Source organism: Simkaniaceae bacterium, assembly GCA_021734805.1.
Taxonomy (GTDB): Bacteria; Chlamydiota; Chlamydiia; order Chlamydiales; family JACRBE01; genus Amphritriteisimkania.
The window spans coordinates 28,166-45,041 of record JAIPIG010000016.1 but is presented as its reverse complement, the minus strand read 5'-3'; the positions used below and the strand labels follow the sequence as shown (position 1 = coordinate 45,041).

Here is a 16,876-nt window from a genome sequence, read left to right as displayed (position 1 = left end):
GGGCACTCGGGATGTTAAGCCTTTGGAGAGAATGTAAGACCGGAGGGCATGGGTTGTAAAAAACGTAAAAGTCCTCTTTGGACTTTTGCGATAACCAAGCTGCGTCCTCTGGCTGTTCTCTGTGAATTAGGAATCCCCTGGCTTTAGCCATGGGGAGCTGTCAAATTGAACTTGAATGTTAGTTTTATCCCTCAAGGGGTTTTGAACATCAATGCGCAAATTATCCCCAAGATCGTAGATTGTTCCGGGTCTTCGAAACAATTGAGAATAAAAAGCTTCTTTTTGATCAGGGGTGAGGGACGTGAAAAACCTTATTGCAAGCTCATATATCTCTTTAGAAACTCGATCAGAAACTTCTTTTTTACCTAATCTGTTAATGACAAGGCGTTTTGATGTTGATAAGGTTCCTGTTGCATGCGCAGCGGAGCGCGTGTGGTATTGATGAATGTGTGAAGCCATAAAAATATTAAGCCTTTGTAGGGCAGTCAATGCCGGTATGATTAAAAATAGTTCCCGGAATGATTTTGCATTCAACGGCAATATGATGACCTTCAAAGGGAAGGCCTCTGTGAACAACGCGTTTATGTCCTGACTTGAGCAAAACTACAAGTTGTCGGGCAATATAGTTGACGACTTCAGCTTGTTTAGCTTTCATTTGTGTTGTTGAATCACCGAAAAGCTCTAGTTCTTTAGGTACAAGGATCGTAGCAATTGTAGATCCTTTTGTCTGGATTTGAAGGTTTCTATGGGTTTTGGTGGGATTTTGAATATCAAATCTCCAATGATCCGTTTCCAAAATGCTTCCGCTTGAATTAAACATTTGTGAATAAAGCTTTTCCTTCATATCCGAGCTTAATTTTGAAAAAAATGCAATGGCGCTGCGGTAGACAGTATCTGAAATGGCTTTTTCGGAAACAATCTCTTCGCCTGTTCTTTTAACGAGTAAAGAAGGCGATGAGAGGTCTTTTTGAGAGGGGTAATAGTGATATTTACCGGTAGGTGTCATAACGAACTAATTTGTGATAATGCACCAAATATGATAGATGATCCGGTTCTTTAAAAAAAGTAAAAAAATACCTTGTCGGTATAATTGTGACAGAGCACTAGCCCGCATTTTTCATAAAGTTGGGGAGGAGGGCTCAAATTTGTGAAAAATGCGGGCTAGCTAAATACTCGGTGTTTTGTTAAATTTTTGCATAAAGTCTATTTTTACAGCGGATATAGGTTATGCTTGGTTTCTTACGCAAACATCAAAAAATTATATTTGCCATTGCAGGAGTTCTCGTTATTTTTTCAATGAGCTTTTTCGGAATCACTTCCTATGGGGGGGGAAATAGCCAGAAGAAAAATGTCGTATTAGGGCAAGCCATTGACGGATCTAAAATCCATTCTAAAGAGATCGATGAGATTGTCCGGTTTTTATCACAGAGCTCTAATCCCTATGTAGGATTGACATTGACTGCAGATGATGTGATTATAAAAGACTTTTTGAAATCGGGATTAGGAGCAATGCTCATTGAATCTTATTATGATGAGCTGAAAGAGGATTTAGAATCTAAACTCGATGCCTATATGCGTTATCGCCCTTATCAACACCCTGAATTCCCCTTCATTAGTGCAGAAAATATCTGGACGCGATTCGCTCCCGATTTATTCAATGCCTACCATAATTTTTTCGAAGAAAACGATGCACAGAAGAAAATACACTATGTTATTGATGCCTATGTCGCACAGGCTCAATTTCCGGAAGATCTTTTAAGGCAGTTTCTCTATTTTCACGAGAGGCAGTTTTCACCACGCATGGCCGATCCCTATATCCAAAGAGGAAATTTAGCCGTTTTCAATGTTCATACTCCCTATGAATTATTCGGAGAAAAATTCATAGCGCTATGCGCTCAATTTATTCATAACGGTGCGCTTCATGCCAAACAAAAGGGCTATAAAGTGAGCGTTGAAGAAGCAAGAGCGTCGCTTATGGATCATGCCGTGCGCGCTCATAAAGTGCTTGCCCCTGATGAAAAGACAAATGTCAAAGGCGCCCCACATCCTTACCGCGTGGCGCTAAAAAAGCTTTTCATAACTGAGAAGCACGCTGTGAAAATATGGCAGAAAATTTTATTATTTAGACGTTTATTTGAAGAGGCGGATGCCAGTGTTGTTCTCGATACGCTAGCCTATGATCAGGTCAATAAATTTGCTCAGGAAAATCTGGATCTCAACGTCTATTCATTGCCCTCATCGCTTGTTGTCAATGATTTTGAGACGATGATGAAGCTGGAGGTCTATCTCGATGTGGTTGCGAAGAGAACCCCTTCTTCATTGGTTGCTATTCCTTCTCAATACCACTCGGTAGAAAGAGTCAAAAGCCGTTGCCCTAAATTGCTTGGGAAACATTTTAAACTCGATATTGCTGAAGTGGCTAAATCGGAAATCGCACTGCATGTGGGATTAAAAGAGCTGACGGAATATGAAACGCTATGTTTTACAGAGTTAATGAGCAAATTCCCCGAACTTGCGTTGAAGCCTGCATCGACAATCGATGAAAAATTACAGGTGCTTGAACAGCTTGCTCCGGCTGTTAAACTCAAGATCGATGAATATGTGAAAGAACAAATTATCGAAAAAAATCCGAGTTGGATTTTAGCCGCGCTTAAAGATAAAGAAATGGCATCAAAAGATGTGATCCTGAATCTCGATGATGTCAACCAAGTCTTCAAAGGATTTGAGGATAACAATGATTTAATTGAGAAATTTGAAAGAGCCTATGCCGATGCTCAAAAAAATGGCGAAGAACCTGTCGTTGATCTAATCGGAGACGGTCATGCATTTTATCGCATCCAAATTTCTCATATTGATGATGAGTATCAAATTTTGACATTTGAGCAGGCATGCACCTATGGCATACTAGATCGTTTGCTCAATGAAAAATTAGAGCGGGAATATGTGAATGTGAGAATGAGCAATCCCACTCTTTTTAAAAATGCATCTCAAGAGTTTAGACCCCTCAGCGAGGTGAGAGAAGAAGTGGGGCGTCTTGTCTTTTTTGATATTATTGCCCAATTGCAAGCCTATCTAAAAACAAAGCAAGGCCTCACGTTAGATGAATCTATTTCTCTTGATGAACTTGCTGCATACCGGATGTATGATTTTTTTGCAGAAACATTGGCAAAGAGGCAATCAAGCAATCAAGATGAGGTATCAATAGAGGGGATTGAGAATCAATTCCGATTGACGACAAAACAACATACACTGAGCCGCAGTCATCCATCTCCGCTCTTTGATGAATGTGTTTTTAGAATGAAAAAAGACGAATGGTCTTCTATTGCGCTTCTCCCGGGGCAAGGGCTTGCCTTCTTCCATGTCGATGATAAAAAAATTGATGAAAAGGAGAAGAATAAGGCCATAGATGAGGGATATCGGTTGCTATGCGAAGAAGCAAGAGAAGTAGTTATGAAAGATTTACTCAATGAAATGAAATTGCAAAATGCGATTCATTTCGCTGAGCAAGAAGTTGATCCTTCATGAGTATTGAAGATCTTCTCCCGTTATCGCCTGCCATTTTTTTTGATATGACCGTAGAGGTGCCTTATGCAAAAGATTTGGATTTTAAAGGAGCTTTCAAGGGGAAGCATCTTCTCTTAGATTTAGGGGAAATGCTCAATGAGGAGCGTTTTGCTCAATGTGCTGCAGCTTGGAGTGAACATGGGCTTCAGTTTTTATATGATGTTGAAGTCCCGTTTACTTGCTCTGAATACCCCAATTTTGAAAAAAGCGATTGCGTTGAAATTTGTATAGATACGAGGGGATTAAAAGACGCTAGGGCGATCCATCGCTTTTGTCACCACTTTCTTGTTTTGGCAGCAGCGGATCTCGATACGAGCGCGCTTGAAATTACACGCTTTCGAGGAGAGGATAAACATGAGCTATGCGAGCCAAGTGCCATCCAAGTTGAAAGGGAATTTCATTCCAAAGGATATCGACTTAAAGTCACCCTCCCTTCTGCTATTTTGCATGGATTTGACCCTATCGATGTCTCGCTCATAGGTTTTACAACAGTGATTCATCGAGCTAAGGGAGAGCCGCAACACTTTCATCTTTCCAATCGCGATTTTCAGGTGCTTTTAACACCGATGCTTTATGCAAATCTACATTTAACGAGGCCCAAATGAAACAATACACGGAAACACATGAGTGGATTTTAGTCGATGAAGGGGTTGCCACCATTGGTATTTCTCATCAAGCGCAAGAAGAACTCGGTGAAATTGTTTATCTCGAACTTCCCGAGATCCATCAAGAACTAAAAAAAGATGATAGCGCCGTCATATTAGAATCAACCAAAGCAGCCACAGATATTGCATCGCCTCTTTCAGGAACAGTGACTGAGGTGAATGAAAAGCTGCTGATCGATCTCAGTTTAATCAATCAAGACCCGGAAGGGGAGGGTTGGCTATATCGTCTAAAAATGGATTAATCCGCAATTAAAAAATCCCCTCCATGAATAGAGGAGATTTTTTGACAGTTAAGGAATATTGGCTATCACTATCCGCTAGCCGCTTAGGATTCCCGGCTCAAGCAGGGAGATTGCAGCTTGGCCTCCGTTCAATCGATGAGACAAGTTCGGGGTAGGTATCATCTTCGGAGATAGTATCAAGGGCGATGCCTGTAAATCCCATAAATGAAAGGGCGATGAGCCCGGTCATCACAAAGGTAATTCCCATTCCCTTCAAACCCGGACAGACATTGCTATAACTCAATTTTTCTCGAATTGAGGCGATAAGGACAATCGCAAGCCACCACCCAAGACCTGATCCCAAAACATAAATAAAGTTGGCAAAGAAAGGGTATTCGCGGACAACGGAGAAGAGGCAGGCTCCAAGGATGGCGCAATTCACCGTAATCAGCGGAAGATACATTCCAAGTGAGCGATAAAGGGATGGGGTAAACTTCTCAATAATGATTTCAAGCACTTGCACAAAGGCGGCAATGACTGAAATAAAGATCAGGAATTCTAAAAAACTTAAGTCGATTTTACTCCCGTCAATTCCAAAAACCGAGAGCCAAGAGAGCGCTTTGGGACCTGTCACAAATTGATGGACAAACCAATTGAGCGTTCCCGATAAGGTAATAACGATTGTGACTGCAAGACCAAGTCCTTTAGCTGTTGTGATTTTGTTTGAGCAGGCGAGATAGGAACACATTCCCAAAAAATAGAAAAGCAAAATGTTTTGAATAAAAACGGTCTGGATTAGCAATCCGAGCAGATTAATCATTGAAAAGGGGCCCATCCACATCTTGTTTATCTCCTACTTTTTGACACTACTTGAAGTGCGGTCATTGATTGTATTATAAATCCAAATCATGCCGCCAATGATGAAAAAGGCTGAGGGGGCTAAGGCCATAATATTGGAGTTTTCATAGCGATCGGGATATAGGGGGGAAGCATACCAACTTAAGGGGATGACTTGGAGGCTTAAAAAGGTTCCGAAAGCAAAAATTTCGCGAATGGTGCCAATAATAAAAAGAACGCAGGCATACCCCGTTGCAGCGCCAAGACCATCAAAAAAAGCGGGTCCGGGCGTAACGTTTTTGGCATTGCTTTCACAGCGGCCCATTACAATGCAGTTTGTAATAATGAGGCCGACAAATACGGAAAGAGTTTTTGAAATTTCATAAGAAAAGGCCTTTAAGATTTGATCGACAATGATGACAAAGAGAGAGATAATGGCAAGCTGAGTAATCATTCGAACGCTATCAGGGGTCTTTTTGCGAAGGAAAGAGACAAATAGACAGGAAAAAGAGGTTACAAACATCACACTGATTCCCATAACTAGGGCAATACTCACTTTGATTGTGACCGCAAGTGCTGAGCAGATTCCGAGCACGGCGACAAGAATTTGATTGTCATGCCAGAGAGGATTGAGAAAGGCATGGAGTGAAGGTCTTTTTTTCATTGAGAATGTTCTCCCAAGTAGCGCTGGTGTGCTTTAATTAAAAAAGGGCGATAGGGGGCAAGCGAGTCGAAGTAGGCTGCTTGTACGCCTTTGCGTGTTTCACTCGCTCCGGCAATGCCATCTACGGCACTGATGGCAAAGGGCGAATCCCCGAGTTCATCTTTAACCGTCGTTTTCACAACTGTAATGCCTAGCTTAGATGTTTGATAGTTGGTTTGGCCCTGTGCATTTTCGCGGAAAATGTGTTTCCCATAAAATTGTTTTTGCCATTGAGGCGTTGCAATATTAGCGCCAAGGCCGGGTGTCTCTTTTTGATCATACCAAGTGGTTCCGATGACCGTATTGGCATTGGCCTCAATCGCAAGATACCCATAAATGGCATCCCATAATCCATAGCCATTGATAGGAATGACATATCCTATGGGAGTGAGTTGATCGAGTTCTTTTTTTAGCAAGGATGTTGCAATATTGGGATAGATAAAATAGACAAGCTTATTGGGCAAGTCGGCATAACCGTATTTTTGATGTTCTTTTAAATAGGTTTCGTAATCGATTTTCTTTTCTTTAAAAGAAAAGACATTTCCTTGGATATCAGTTAGATGAGGAACAACGCGCAATTGCTGCAGAGAAAAAATATCATTTTTACTCGCCTTATAATGAGTGCCGGGTGGATTGGGAATTAGTTTTTGTTCTTTTGGATCGAAATGCGCGGGAATATATTGGCCGGCTTCATTTTTAATTAAAAAAGAGCCGGCATCATTGAGAATCTTAGCGGAAATCAGCAGTTGCTTGCTTTGATAAAGGATTTCTTCCCTCTCTTGCAAAGGCTTTAGGGCGGCGGCGAAAATAGAGAGGATCAAAGCGCAAATAAAACAGACGATTGAGACAAAGAGAATAATATAGCGGTTGGAAAACTTAGCTGAATTTTGCGACATTGCGTTTCCTCCTAAAGTGCTTTAGAGCCATGCGATCAAACAAGGGAGCAAAGACATTGCCAAATAAAATAGCGAGCATGACCCCTTCCGGAAAAGCGGGATTAATCAGTCGAATAATGATCGTTAAAGCCCCTATCACAAATCCATAAACCCATTTGGCGGATTTGGTATACGGAGAAGAAACGGGATCCGTTGCCATGAAGACAAGTCCAAAAGCAAGTCCGCCTAATAAAAGTTGTTTTAAAACAGGAAAATCAAATTTTGCAGGGTTAAAGGCACCTCCATAGGGCCCAATGACATGACTTCCAATTTGGAAACAAGCCGCCGTAAAAAGAGCCCCAATGACAACAGAGAGCATGGTTCGAAAAGAGGCAACGCCGGTTATGATCAGAAAAATAGCTCCGAGAAGACAAGCGAATTTCGATGTTTCACCAAAGGATCCGAGCATGTTGCCAAAAAAGAGATTGGCATCGTTCATAATTCCCTGACCAAACTTGAGCTCGGCAAAGTGGTATGCATTCACAAAGGCATCGTTTGCTAGAGCAAGGCCCCCTTCTTTTAATGGGGCTGTGAGGAATGATTGAAGTTGAGGAATATTGAGGTCGGGTAGGGCTTGTGATAAGTCATGTGCTTTTTGATAAAATTGGAATTGGTGTGCTAAAAGATCATTGGTCGGAGTGAGGTGATTCCAATGCTCGCCGATTGCATCAATATGGATGCGCTTAATTTCATCGCCGATGCTCATTGTGTTGAGATAGCTTGCTTGGGAAAAACCATCAAGAGACGTCGTATCGATTTGCTGATTCATCGTCATAAGACTGTTTTTAATATGCGTTGGATTGGTCCCTACCCATACGTTACCGGTCATTTTATTGGGAAAGGCGAAATACAGAAAGCAGCGGCAGGCTAGAGCGGGATTTAAAATATTCATCCCGGTGCCTCCAAAAATTTCTTTTGCTAAAATGACACCTGCCGAAACGCCAACAGCAACCATCCAATAAGGGAGTGTCGAAGGGAGAATCAAGGCATAAAGAATTCCCGTAACGAGCAATCCCTCTGAAATTTCATGTCCCCTTATTGTAGCAAAAAGCACTTCCCAAAAACCTCCTACCATATATGAAATGGCAAGGATAGGAAGGAACGCAATGGCCCCGAGTTTAATAATCGAGCCAAAATGGGCATAGACAAACGAAAAATATCCGGAAAAGGAGTGAGAGGCCTCAAGGTAGCTCTTCATGATATTTGCATCGCCCGATCCAAAAATAAATGATTGGACACCGCTATTGAGAATCGCCATGAAGGTGCAGGGAAGGAGGGCAAAGATGACGAGCATCATCATCCGTTTGACATCAAAATGATCATGGATAAAGGGAGGGTTTTTGGCCGTGAGGGGGACTTCGGCAATAAAAGAATCAATGGCATTGATAAGGGGCGTCAGTGTTTTTAATTTAGGGTGGGAGCGGCATTTTTCGGCCCATTCTGTCAAAAGTCGGTTGATTATCATCTTTATTTCATTCCATTAGCAATCTACTAAATAGTGGAAAAATTGTGATTTAAGATCAAGGTATACCGAAATGAGTTGAAGAATTGGGGTTTTAGCTTTGATAGATAAAAACCAATTCTTCAATTTATTTCGGTATGCATGCGAAAAAATAGCAAATTGATCATAATACCGTTTATATGGAAAAACAAGTTCAAACAATTAAACGCTATATAAAGAAAAAGAGGGCGATCTTTCTGATCGTTTTGCTCTTGTTTGTCTTGGTTTTTACTCTGTTTCGCAACAGCTTTTTAGGATTTGGTCTTGAGGTTTTTCTCAACTCCAAATTCAAAACCCAAAAAGGGGTGAAATTCCATTTTGAGAAAATGGCCTTTCAATCTAAGGGCATTATTTTTTCAAATTTAGAAGCTTATAGCGAAGAAATGCCCCATGTCAAAATGGCTATTGATTGTCTCAAAGTGGGAATGCGCTTTAATTGGAGAGATTTTGAAATTGATCCGATTATCGATATCGATCATCCAATGATCACGCTGTCCGGTCCTCTCCAAAATGAAAAGGCAATGACTTCCCCTCCTTTAGAGTTTTTTAGGGCCATTACTCGGCATATTCAACTGAATATCAACCGCGGAGAGCTCATTCTTAAAGACGATGCATCCCATCCCCCGTTGCCCGTTTATTTTTCATATAAGAGCAATTTCGAAAATGAGTGTTTTGGCATTTTATCTCTGGCAAAGTCATTTGAAGAACTCAGCTCTCCGATGATAGAGATATCCATTTCATCGCTTTCCAGTGAGCTATTTTCTTATTTTGATTTCAATAAAGTTGAAATGCAGTTGCTTGCAGAGCTCAATCGCACTTTTTCTCTGTTTCATGTCGATCATTGGACGGCAACTTCGGGAATTATCACGGGGAATACTCTATTGCATTTTGGGTCTAAAGGGGCTTTAAAACGTGGAGATGTGCAGCTCGAGCTCGAAAACATTGGCCTATCCAATCAGAAAACGCAATCGGAAATAAAAATAGATAGCGCCAATTGGAGATCGTCATTTCCCTTAGCACGCAATAAAGAACGGGTCATTCATAAGTCTTGGGCTGATGTTGCAATCAAATCGAGTGTGAAAGGCTTTTATTTTAAGCTTGATCAGCACAGCGAGATCAATCTCTATGGAAAATTTTCAATGAATTTACCTGAGAATGAGGGGATTGATTTAAAAGGGCATCTCGATATCGATGGCCTTCAATCGCAGATAGCAATTAAAGGGGATCCCTATTATGGCGAGTTTAAACATCCCCAGTTAGGCATCAAACTCAGCATCAAAAATGATACGGATGGGCTCTCATCGATCGATTGTCACTTAGAGCATATTCAGTCTGATCATTTTCGTTTTACCGGTGTTTGTCACCAAGTCGATGTCGACCATCTCAACCTCATTCAAAAAATGATTACGCCCCACTTCCCGGATGTGGGAAAAATTGATTTGAAAGAGGGTAAACTCGAATGCGAAATCGTTGCTGAAATTGAGAAAAAGCAATTTAAAGCACTGCATTTAGAAAAAATCATTGCCCATAATCTGCATGCTCATATTGATGGGGGAAAAGTCATTGCCTTCTGTTCCAAATTAGAAGGAGCGCTTGATATTGATTTAAAGACACGCCAATTCGATCGGTGGAAGATGATCATCGAATCGGGGGATGTGGTGATTTCCGATCCCGATAGAGAATCGATCATGATTTATGATCTATCCGCAGCCATGGCATCGGAGCTTGATACTTTTTCCCATTCCTATGTGCACGGACGGCTCTTCGATCATATTTTTGATATCAATTTCTATGGTCAAAGGCGCAATCCCGATCTCGATTTGATTGTTAAGACCTCAACTGAGGCTTTACTTAAGCATTTTCCCCGAGCTAAACAAGCCTCTCCCCCTCCTGATGCAATGCATACAATCCATGCCCACTTTTCAAGGGAAATGGATTATTGGAGAGTTAGGGGTGAAATAGGGGAAGAAGACCCTCTGAGTTTTGGATTCAAGCTCACTGATTTTTCACTCTTTTCTTCTATTCCGGAGCAACTCAACCAATTGAGCCATCGCGTATTTGCCGGATGGTTTAAAGGGCATGCAGTGGATGAAGCGATATATCATTGGATTCTATATTTTCTCGATGTGGATTGGGCGATCCGCGGGCAAATCGATACGATGGGTCGCTTTGATGGAATGCATGTGAAATGTGAGCTTTCATCGCATGAATTAGATTTTATTTCGGATGCAATTGATGTTCGTGTGAGAGATAAGGAGAGCAAGGCATTTCATGGCCAGCTCGATTTTACCTATGATCACCGCGTGCTTGACTTAATGATCCCCATTGAGCAGGCCGAATGTTCGATTAAAAAATTTGACTTAGATTTTTCTAATCTGTCGGGGGATCTCTATATTCGAGATGACAAATTATTTATCCATTCTTTGAAGGGGGAATCTTATGGATTAAAAATGGGTGGGCAAGTCGACTTGAATTTTTATGAGAAACAGCCCTCACACTTTGAAGTGCATGTCGATCAAATTGAAGGCCCATTAGAAGGACTTAAACAGATTGCGCAGCATTTCCCGGATTTTGCATCACTCTCAACAGATATCAATGGACAGACTCATGCAATGGGTGAGGGATTTGTCTTAATATCGGATATTTATCCCGTTGAGAAAGAGCCGGTTTGGAATCTTAAAATCCATGTCGATCAAGGGGTGTGCCAATTAACTCAAAACCTATCCATTGCAGATTTTTCAGCCAATGTTGAATGCCAATCAAAAAATAATGCAACGTTTCTACAGCAGATTCAGGGCGTATTATGCGTTGATCGGCAAAAATTACCCTATATGCTGTCGGCATCCTATTTTAATCTCAATCAAGAAAATGAAGGCGATGTTGCCTTTGATTTTCAAATTGAAGATGAAATGATGTCGCTCTTGCACCTTCTAGGTAAATGCCGGGTAAAGGAGGGGGAATACCATATTCATATTGATCCTAAAGAGAGCAATTATCTCGGCTCTACTTTAGAATTTACCGATTTCAAAACCGATCTCAGTTTTAATCCGTTAAGTGGGAATTTTCAATTTGATCTTGAAGGAAAAGACCTTCCGATTTTTTCACAAATGCTCACTCAATTCAATGTATTACCAAAGACACATTTTTTAAATTCTCAATACGTCAAATGTAACGATTTCCTACAGATCGATTTAGAATTTGATGAAAAAGCGCATCAATCAAAACTCGATATTCAATGCCGCGAGGCAAGCATTGCGACCATTTATTCTAGGCCGCTACACCTTATTTTAGAAAAGACGGGCGACGTCATTGACATTAAACGCGCTGCTTTTGGTGAGATTCATTTCGATGGACAGATGCATCTAATAGAGAAAAAACTGATTTTTGATCCCAGTGTGCTCCACTATCTCAATACGAAGCTGCCGATTCATGGAGGGGAGCTGGATTTCACCTCAGGAAAGCTCGACCTCGACCTGAAGGAGGCGACTATCAATCTCGATGAGATCAAAATAGCGCATTTTTTAGCGCCTCTTCTCTCACAACTCTCTTATAGTGACTTTTCCGGCAATTTGAATCTCAATGGGCACTTTACTCTAGGACAAGGTGGAATCGATGCGGAGCTTAAAGTCGACTCATCGCAATTTGGGGAGAGTCAATTATCCCTGACATCTGAAACATTGAGTCAATGGCATTTTGACTTTGAAGAAGGGCTTTTGATTCGCAATCTCGATTTCAATATTGCTTATCCCGATCTGCCGCACCATTTTGCGGGTTTTTGTATTGGATCAATTCAATGGAATGAGGGGAAGCTGGGCGCAGAGGCCGTTGAGATGACGGTGAGTCCTGCAATGATCGATTATATCATTGAGAAGAAAGCGTTTTATCCAATTAATACTTATTTAGAAAAACTCCAATCTCAAATGCCTTCCTATCCTTGGGATCATCTCATTCAAGTGAAAATGGATCTCAATTGGGATGGCCCCCACTTTATCATATCGGGCATCTTAAAAGAGGGTACCTATGCTTTGAATCAAATGATGTGGGAATTCAAACAGCCGAAATTCAGATATCAAAACCAAAAAGTCGAAATTAATTTTCAAACGCATATTGGTGATTTAGAATTTGATGTTCAGGGGGAAGTGGATCTGTTAGCTACCCATAAGATGAGTGTTAATCTAAAGAGACTTGATCTAGGAAATCCAACGGAAGACTACGTTGCCATTGAGGGGTCATTTTCAAATGATTTCGAGGTGCGATGCGAGCGCCTCGAAGGAAAATTATTTGGTGCACAATTTGATTTTGCATCGCGTTATCCCCATTTTATATCTTCTGAGATGATCTTAGGAGGATCGGCAATATTGGATCCGATGAAGATCGTCCCTTTTTTACCTCACCCAATCAATAAGAAAATCAGGGAATTGGCGATTCAACACCCGCTAGTGATTGAAGGGGATATTATGATTGATAAAAATCAGATCGCCGATTCATATTTTAAGGGTTACTTAAAGGGACGAGATCTCATTGTAAATCAATATATTTTGCGCAATTTAATAGCGGATATTTTAATCAATCGAAGCGCCTTTAAAATGATGGACTTTCGCTTATCCGATCAAGCCGGTTTGATTGTCATTGACGAGTGTATAGCGACTCCGGAAAACAAGGCCCTTTCTTTTGAGTTTAAGGGAATTCAGGTGAGTGAATTTCGCCCTAGCCTTTTGAGAAAAATTGGAGAAGGGCCGACTAAAGCAAAGCCTTTCGTGATGCGAAAACTCAAAATCGATGAGCTGAAAGGGAATACGGCAGATCTCAATTCGATTAAGGGAAAAGGGTATTTAAAATTCCACAATACATTTAAAACAGAGCACAATACACGCCTGATTCCCTTAGAGCTCATTACCCGTTTGGGTCTTGATCTCGGTCTCTTGGTGCCTGTCCGTGGGGAAATTGATTTTCAAATTGAAGATCAAAAGATCAAGCTTATGGCCCTTCGAGATAGTTATAGTGAGGGAAAACGCTCTCATTTCTTTTTCCCATCCACCAATCGATGCTATATCAAATTTGATGGAGAAATGAATGTCGATGTGAAAATGAAGCAATACGTTCTTTTTAAGATTACCCAGCCCTTTATGATTTCCCTTCGAGGCTCTGTCATGAAGCCCAAATATGGCCTGAAGTAAACAAAAACTCTGATATGACAACTATCGCACATGCGTTCATGAATGTCTTGTTTCCAACCGAATGTTTAATTTGTCATTGTATATTGGACGGATGGACTCAATTGATTTGTCAAACCTGTTTTGCTTCTCTGCAGCGCATTTCGTTTTTGAATCGCTGTTTGACTTGTTTATCCCCCTTATTAAATAAGGGTTCATTGCAATTGCAATGCCATGGATGTAAGAGACGTCATTTTTCATATCATCGCCTCTTTGCCGTAGTGATTGATGACCTCTATTCTCATCCTCTGATCCAATCACTCAATCAAACAAAGAGTGAACGCTTAGCTAAACTTTTAGCTTCATTCCTCGCGGTTCAAATCGAGTGTGATCCGGACAGAGAATTTGATGTGATTATCCCGCATCCCCACCAAGCGGATGCGTATCTCTTATCAAAAAAGCTCTCCGCTTTTTTGGAAGTCCCCTTGATGAAACATCCCAAGCAACTCAGAGGCCCTATGAAAGCTTTGTATGTGATTCCCTATATAGGGTCATTGCAAGAAATCAATCGTAACATTGAACAGCTAAAAAACCGCGTAGACATTCAGAGCATTGATTTAGCCTGTTTCACTGCAAAACAGATCATTGAATAGATATACCGAAATTTTGGTATATTTACGCGCCAAGATTTTGTTTTGTCATCTGGACTTGTCTGCGTAAAATTTCATCGCGTTGCAATTGATCTTTGATCTTATTCCATGAATGAAGAAGCGTTGAATGTGTTTTTCCACCAAAAGAAGAGGCGAGTTTAATCAACGACTCATTAATCAATTCTTTTGCAAGATACATCGCAACTTGTCTTGGCAATGCGATATCTTTTGATCGAGATGTTCCCTTCAAATCACTAATGCGCACGTTAAACATGGCAGAAACGCTTTTTAAGATACTCTCTACTGAAATTTTTTGATGGTGAGCGCATTGGAACATTTCACTGAGGGTTCTTTCAACGATTTCTTTAGAAACATCGAGTCCCATTAATTTGCAATAGGCGCTGAGCTTGTTAATGGCTCCTTCAAGTTGGCGTACGTTGTCATAAATATGCTCGGCGATGAGGTAAGCAATGGAATCGGGGATGCGCAAACCTTTTGCTTCTGCTTTATGTTGTAGAATGGCAACGCGCGTTTCAAAATCGGGAGCTCCGATTCCGGCAACAAGTCCCCATTCCATACGGGCGATTAAGCGCTCGGACAATTTGAGTTGACTTGGGGGTTTATCGGAGGAAATAATGACTTGTTTTGATTGATTAATCAAACTCTCAAACGTATTGCAAAATTCCTCTTCAAAATTGAGGCGGTTTTGTAAAAACTGAATATCATCGACAATCAGGACGTCGAGGGAACGGTAGAAGCGCTTCATTTTATCAATAGACTTATTGCGCAAGCTATCGACCAAATCATTGATGAAGGCTTCAGTTGTAATGCACTGCACACGCATTTTGCGGTGCTTTTCGCAAATGGCATGGCCAATGGCGTGGAGCAAGTGAGTTTTCCCTAATCCAACACCACCATGGATGAAGAGGGGATTATAAGACTTACCGGGTCTTTCGGCGACACCGAGTGCAGCTGATTTAACAAATTGGTTTGAAGGCCCCTCAATAAAGTTATGGAATGTATAATTTTGATTGAGTTTACTTTCGAACTTCTCTTGTTGGATATCGATTTCATCAAAGGGGATGATCGTTTGTTGTGTCTTAAAAGAATCTTTTTTAAGCTCTGCAATTTTAAATACAATGGAAGGCTCTCCCGATTCACTTGTCGGCAAAAAGGAGGCTAGCTCTCTTTTGTAGTTATCGAGAAGATATTCACGCACAAAGATATTGGGAACTTGCAGCGAGATTTCATGATCGGTCAATTCGAGCACCTTAATAGGCGCAAACCAATTTTGAAATTCAGCAGTTGAACACTGTTTGCTGATAAAATCTAAGAACTGTGTCCAACATTCTTCTAATCCGGTTTCGGCGAGCATCGATTATCCCTTGCTATAGTTATGAACAACCTTTCCACAAACAACTCGTAGAGTGTAATTTACGAACGCAACTCTAACATTATGGATTTAAAGCACGCAAGTGAATTTCTTTTTTGTCATGCGATTTTAATCACTAAATCATTGAATGTCAAAACGAGTGAAATGGAAAAAAAAATCAAAAAAAACAATGTGGAAAAATTGCTCATAATTTTTATCTAAAACTCGACTCTTCAATTTATTTCGGTATAGATTGTGAGTTAACTATAAGCTAAAATGAGTGCATCGGCGCGGTCGGCAATGGTCTTATCGGGATTGATCAGGAGTTCTTTAGCTTGTTCGATTGCTTGCCGCTTATACCCGAGAAGAAAAAGTGTTTTTGCTTTATTGAGGAGTGTTTTAGCGTGCTTGGGATCTTTTTTCAAGGCCCTTTCAAGAAAATTTAAAGCATAAAGATGGTTGCCTGTTTCGAGATAAAGAGCTCCTAATGTCTGCAGACAATAGAGATTATCGGCTTCCAGTGCAGTGAGGGCTTCGAAAAAGCGCAAAGCCACCTGATACTGCCCTTCCTTAATGTAAGAGTAGCCGACAAACATGAGGTCTTGCACCTCATTCTCACCCCAGCCCAGGACTTGTTTCCAATCGATTGGATCCACGAATGATTCCTACCCTTTTTGATTTTTACGTCTTGCTGTTTCGATATATTCTTTCATATCAGATCGATCTGTAATCAATTGTAAAAGATTATGGATATTTTCGCCTTGAGTAATTTGATTTTCAGCATGATTAATGATTTTTGGATCACTGACACTTCCCATAGAGGTTTTGAGCTGATCGATATAATGTTCGATGCGGTGGGTCATGGCTTCAATTTTATCCTTGCCTCCAAGGCTCGGGATAAAGGAGAAGAGATAAGCGGCATTGGTTGTCGTTTCATAGCCCTGTGGGCTATCGATTTCTGCAAAAGGGCGGTTTTTCTCATTTGTTTGGAAGATCAGCGAAAGTTCAGGGGAATAACTGGGGATATTTTGATCTTTTTGAGCTTGGGTCGTAACCATGCGGGCATCTTGGACAAGAGATGATGCATGTAGATGATCTGCAGATGCATATTGATTAGAGACATCCATGCCCATATTATCAATTGTTTTAGATGAGGCCATTTTGAATTCCCCGATTCATTGTTTTATACTGCTTTGTTGCATAATTCGACAAACCATCAAGTTATTGACAATAAGAATTTTAACAACCACAGAGAGCACAGAGTACACAGAGAAA

Annotated in this window: 14 protein-coding genes; 5 read left to right on the top strand and 9 right to left on the bottom strand. The window is 40.9% G+C overall.

Annotation, left to right across the window (positions count from 1 at the left end):
* Positions 1-126: 126 nt before the first annotated feature.
* Both K9M07_04390 and K9M07_04385 read right to left on the bottom strand, forming a co-directional pair.
* On the bottom strand, positions 127-459 hold the full coding sequence (locus K9M07_04390; GenBank protein MCF7852463.1) for a hypothetical protein: 333 nt from the start codon (positions 457-459) through the stop codon (positions 127-129).
* Positions 460-466: 7 nt separating this feature from the next.
* Complete coding sequence (locus K9M07_04385) at positions 467-1,006, bottom strand: hypothetical protein (GenBank protein MCF7852462.1); 540 nt, start codon at positions 1,004-1,006, stop codon at positions 467-469.
* 221 nt (positions 1,007-1,227) lie between these two features.
* Between K9M07_04385 and K9M07_04380 the strand changes: the two genes are divergently transcribed.
* From K9M07_04380 to gcvH, 3 genes are read left to right on the top strand one after another with little or no spacing between them, the layout of a single operon-like run.
* A complete protein-coding gene (locus tag K9M07_04380) occupies positions 1,228-3,525 on the top strand; it encodes a SurA N-terminal domain-containing protein (protein MCF7852461.1) in 2,298 nt (765 codons plus the stop codon).
* The gene (locus K9M07_04375; GenBank protein ID MCF7852460.1) at positions 3,522-4,169 is read left to right on the top strand and encodes a hypothetical protein; all 648 of its coding nucleotides are present in this window, start codon (positions 3,522-3,524) and stop codon (positions 4,167-4,169) included. Before K9M07_04380 ends, K9M07_04375 begins: the two co-directional genes overlap by 4 nt.
* Positions 4,166-4,471, top strand: a complete 306-nt coding sequence (gcvH, locus tag K9M07_04370) for a glycine cleavage system protein GcvH (protein ID MCF7852459.1) — start codon at positions 4,166-4,168, stop codon at positions 4,469-4,471. Before K9M07_04375 ends, gcvH begins: the two co-directional genes overlap by 4 nt.
* Positions 4,472-4,568: 97 nt before the next feature.
* Here the strand turns inward: gcvH and nqrE are convergent, their stop codons facing one another.
* Genes nqrE through nqrB form a run of 4 tightly spaced genes read right to left on the bottom strand, consistent with a single transcriptional unit; the run spans position 4,569 to position 8,390 of the window.
* Positions 4,569-5,291, bottom strand: a complete 723-nt coding sequence (gene nqrE, locus K9M07_04365) for an NADH:ubiquinone reductase (Na(+)-transporting) subunit E (GenBank protein ID MCF7852458.1) — start codon at positions 5,289-5,291, stop codon at positions 4,569-4,571.
* A 12-nt stretch (positions 5,292-5,303) separates the two neighbouring features.
* Positions 5,304-5,951 (bottom strand): NADH:ubiquinone reductase (Na(+)-transporting) subunit D, encoded by a 648-nt coding sequence (gene nqrD / locus K9M07_04360; protein ID MCF7852457.1) that lies wholly within the window; start codon positions 5,949-5,951, stop codon positions 5,304-5,306.
* Positions 5,948-6,886: an NADH:ubiquinone reductase (Na(+)-transporting) subunit C gene (gene nqrC / locus K9M07_04355; protein ID MCF7852456.1), complete on the bottom strand. Its 939-nt coding sequence runs from the start codon at positions 6,884-6,886 to the stop codon at positions 5,948-5,950. The genes nqrD and nqrC overlap by 4 nt, the downstream gene beginning before the upstream one ends.
* Positions 6,867-8,390, bottom strand: a complete 1,524-nt coding sequence (gene nqrB / locus K9M07_04350; protein ID MCF7852455.1) for an NADH:ubiquinone reductase (Na(+)-transporting) subunit B — start codon at positions 8,388-8,390, stop codon at positions 6,867-6,869. Before nqrB ends, nqrC begins: the two co-directional genes overlap by 20 nt.
* Before the next feature lie 176 nt (positions 8,391-8,566).
* On the opposite strand from nqrB, the gene K9M07_04345 reads away from it, so the two are divergent.
* Positions 8,567-13,603, top strand: a complete 5,037-nt coding sequence (locus tag K9M07_04345) for a hypothetical protein (GenBank protein MCF7852454.1) — start codon at positions 8,567-8,569, stop codon at positions 13,601-13,603.
* 14 nt (positions 13,604-13,617) lie between these two features.
* Complete coding sequence (locus K9M07_04340; GenBank protein MCF7852453.1) at positions 13,618-14,232, top strand: hypothetical protein; 615 nt, start codon at positions 13,618-13,620, stop codon at positions 14,230-14,232.
* A 22-nt stretch (positions 14,233-14,254) separates the two neighbouring features.
* On the opposite strand, the gene dnaA is transcribed toward K9M07_04340, so the two are convergent.
* From dnaA to K9M07_04325, 3 genes are all read right to left on the bottom strand, one after another.
* Entirely contained in the window at positions 14,255-15,604 is a 1,350-nt protein-coding gene (gene dnaA / locus K9M07_04335; GenBank protein ID MCF7852452.1) for a chromosomal replication initiator protein DnaA, read from the bottom strand.
* A gap of 257 nt (positions 15,605-15,861) precedes the next feature.
* Positions 15,862-16,257 (bottom strand): type III secretion chaperone, encoded by a 396-nt coding sequence (locus tag K9M07_04330; protein ID MCF7852451.1) that lies wholly within the window; start codon positions 16,255-16,257, stop codon positions 15,862-15,864.
* 9 nt (positions 16,258-16,266) lie between these two features.
* Entirely contained in the window at positions 16,267-16,761 is a 495-nt protein-coding gene (locus K9M07_04325; protein ID MCF7852450.1) for a DUF5399 family protein, read from the bottom strand.
* Positions 16,762-16,876 lie beyond the last annotated feature (115 nt).

Bases quoted from the DNA above. Each gene is read 5' to 3' on its own strand.
- K9M07_04390 (MCF7852463.1), bottom strand. From the start codon at position 459: ATGGCTTCACACATTCATCAATACCACACGCGCTCCGCTGCGCATGCA.
- K9M07_04385 (MCF7852462.1), bottom strand. From the start codon at position 1,006: ATGACACCTACCGGTAAATATCACTATTACCCCTCTCAAAAAGACCTC.
- K9M07_04380 (MCF7852461.1), top strand. From the start codon at position 1,228: ATGCTTGGTTTCTTACGCAAACATCAAAAAATTATATTTGCCATTGCA.
- K9M07_04375 (MCF7852460.1), top strand. From the start codon at position 3,522: ATGAGTATTGAAGATCTTCTCCCGTTATCGCCTGCCATTTTTTTTGAT.
- gcvH (MCF7852459.1), top strand. From the start codon at position 4,166: ATGAAACAATACACGGAAACACATGAGTGGATTTTAGTCGATGAAGGG.
- nqrE (MCF7852458.1), bottom strand. From the start codon at position 5,291: ATGTGGATGGGCCCCTTTTCAATGATTAATCTGCTCGGATTGCTAATC.
- nqrD (MCF7852457.1), bottom strand. From the start codon at position 5,951: ATGAAAAAAAGACCTTCACTCCATGCCTTTCTCAATCCTCTCTGGCAT.
- nqrC (MCF7852456.1), bottom strand. From the start codon at position 6,886: ATGTCGCAAAATTCAGCTAAGTTTTCCAACCGCTATATTATTCTCTTT.
- nqrB (MCF7852455.1), bottom strand. From the start codon at position 8,390: ATGATAATCAACCGACTTTTGACAGAATGGGCCGAAAAATGCCGCTCC.
- K9M07_04345 (MCF7852454.1), top strand. From the start codon at position 8,567: ATGGAAAAACAAGTTCAAACAATTAAACGCTATATAAAGAAAAAGAGG.
- K9M07_04340 (MCF7852453.1), top strand. From the start codon at position 13,618: ATGACAACTATCGCACATGCGTTCATGAATGTCTTGTTTCCAACCGAA.
- dnaA (MCF7852452.1), bottom strand. From the start codon at position 15,604: ATGCTCGCCGAAACCGGATTAGAAGAATGTTGGACACAGTTCTTAGAT.
- K9M07_04325 (MCF7852450.1), bottom strand. From the start codon at position 16,761: ATGGCCTCATCTAAAACAATTGATAATATGGGCATGGATGTCTCTAAT.